The sequence below is a fragment of the Halalkalibacter wakoensis JCM 9140 genome, assembly GCF_000513095.1.
GTDB classification, from domain to species: Bacteria; Bacillota; Bacilli; order Bacillales; family Bacillaceae_D; genus Halalkalibacter; species Halalkalibacter wakoensis.
Genome location: NZ_BAUT01000143.1, coordinates 1 through 2433, shown reverse-complemented (window position 1 = coordinate 2433; position 2433 = coordinate 1). Strand labels below are relative to the sequence as shown.

Sequence of the window (2433 nt, the reverse complement as noted above, 5' to 3'; positions counted from 1 at the left end):
TTGTTTATGGCAAACTAAATATGTAGGGAATGGCAGTTAATTTGTGTAGGGCCCGGAGCCCTACACAAATTAAAAAAGCCACTTGTCAACTTCTCATAATAACTTTAAACTCCTCGTTGGACCAACAACGTTTAACAGGAGGCTATTAGGAGATGTTAGCAGTGGCACAAATTGATTATATCAGACATGAAGTGAATCAAAAAGGTGGAACTTATTCCAGTGTGGCAAGAAAGATGGAACTGGATCCTCGTACAGTTTCTAAGTATGCGAATCAAGAAGAGTTTCCAGTAAAAAAACCACAGAAAAGAAGCTCTAGAGTGATGGATCCAGTGAAGCCTATTTTAGATAAGTGGATTCGAGAAGACTTAAAAAAGAAAAAGAAGAATCATAGAACTGCCAAAAGAATGTACGAGCAGTTAGTTAAGTTTCATAGCTTCGAAGGTTCTGCACGTACAGTTCGTGACTATGTTTCAAGAAGGAAGAAAGAGCTAAAAGAATATATAGAAGGAGCTTCATTACCTCTTGAATCCATACCAGGAACAGCACAAGTTGATTTTGGTACAGCACCCTTCTTATATGAATCAGAGATAATAGACCTACCGTATTTAGTGATGTCATTTCCGTACAGTAATTCATTCCTGTTTCAGGTATTTCCTTCGGAAAACACTGAGTGTTTACTAGAGGGTCTACAACGTATGTTTCACTATATGGGTGGTGTGCCGACAACGATACGATTCGATAACTTATCCCCCGCCGTGAAAAAGATAAAAGGTAAGGGTGAACGTGAACTCACTGATACATTTGAACGTTTTGTCTTACACTATGGGTTCAGTTACGAATTTTGTAATCCTGGGAAGGGGAATGAAAAAGGACACGTTGAAGCAATGGTGAAATATGTTCGAAATAACTTCTTCTTACCCGAGTGCACCATAGTGGATCTCGACCAATTTAATGAAACACTTTGGCAATGCGCAGAGGAAGACCGAAATCGTCCACACTACTTAAAAGAAACGCTTCAATCAGAGTTATATAAGGAAGACAAAAAGGAATGGCTTATCCTTCCTGAGAAGAAGTTTGAATGTGTGCGTTATCAGGAAGTGAAGGCAGATAAATACGGGATTATAAACATCGATAACAAGGAATATTCAACGTCGCCTAGATTTGCCAAGCAGCGCATAAATATTTGTGTAACCTATAACTCTATTATTGTATTGAACGAAGAACGTCAGGTTATTGTAAAGCATTCTCGTTTATATGGAGTAAAAAGAAGGTCGATGAACTGGCAACCATATTTACACTTACTATCAAAACGTCCAAAGGCAATTAAATATTCTAGTTTATATGACCAATTTCCCCTTGAATGGTCCAACTTTTTAAGAGATTGTACAGAAGAAGAGCAGAAAGAAGTTTTACGTCTTTTAGCTACGCTCTTAAAAAATGATGATTTTACTTTATTGAATGAGGCATTAGAGTTAGCTTCTTCACATGGTCATCCTAGTGCGGATCAAATCAAGCATTGTTTCTATTCTCTACTAAATCAAGGTACATCTTATGAGGCGATTACTCCTCGTCTTAATGTTCCAACAGTACCTAGCGCAACTCGTGGGCTTTCTCATTACGATGCTTTTTTTCAAGGGGGTACGAGTGAATGAACGAGCAAATACAAGCCTACGCAAAGCGACTAAAGTTAAGTTGGATTAGAGAGAATTTTAATCAAATAGAAGCAGAAACAAATGAAGAGTACCTATTAAAGCTTTTTGAAAAGGAAGTCCAAAATCGGGAAGAAAGAAAAGTTAATTTATTACTAAGTCAAGCTCAGCTACCGAAGACAGGTTCTACTCCTTTCCAATGGGAACATATACAAATTCCACAAGGAATTGAACGTACAGCTGTCATTAATGGTGACTTTATTAAGGAGAGGGAAAACCTTATTTTATACGGTGGTGTCGGTACAGGAAAGACTTATTTGGCAACATTACTATCCTTAAATGCCATACATAGATTTGGCAGCCAGGTAAAGTTCTATACAGTGGCAGGCTTGGTTAATAAACTAATTGAAGCAAACCAGAAAAACACTCTACCAAAGCTGATGAAACAAATCGAAAAGCTAGACCTTTTAATACTTGATGAGCTCGGCTATATTCCGTTAAACAAAGAAGGAGCAGAGCTTTTATTTCAAGTGATTTCTATGTGTTATGAAAACCGAAGTATAGTGATTACAACCAATCTTCAATTCGGTCAATGGAATCATGTTTTTGGCGACCCGATTCTAACAGAAGCTGTCATTGACCGCCTGATTCACCATTCTCATTTACTTGTTTTTAAAGGAGATAGTTTTCGTTATAAAGAGTCTTTATTGCATCAATAATTTGAAGTGACAAGTGGCATGCATATTTAATTGCCATTTGGTACATTTTTTAATTGCCAAATACA

Annotated in this window: 2 protein-coding genes; both read left to right on the top strand. The window is 37.2% G+C overall.

The window, feature by feature from the left end; translation table 11 throughout:
• The first annotated feature begins 152 nt into the window (after positions 1 to 152).
• A complete protein-coding gene (gene istA, locus JCM9140_RS21785) occupies positions 153 to 1652 on the top strand; it encodes an IS21 family transposase (protein WP_012961019.1) in 1500 nt (499 codons plus the stop codon).
• A complete protein-coding gene (gene istB / locus JCM9140_RS21780; RefSeq protein WP_003320558.1) occupies positions 1649 to 2368 on the top strand; it encodes an IS21-like element helper ATPase IstB in 720 nt (239 codons plus the stop codon). Before istA ends, istB begins: the two co-directional genes overlap by 4 nt.
• Positions 2369 to 2433: the final 65 nt, after the last annotated feature.

Coding starts and splice junctions, on each gene's coding strand:
- istA (WP_012961019.1), top strand. CDS start 153: ATGTTAGCAGTGGCACAAATTGATTATATCAGACATGAAGTGAATCAA.
- istB (WP_003320558.1), top strand. CDS start 1,649: ATGAACGAGCAAATACAAGCCTACGCAAAGCGACTAAAGTTAAGTTGG.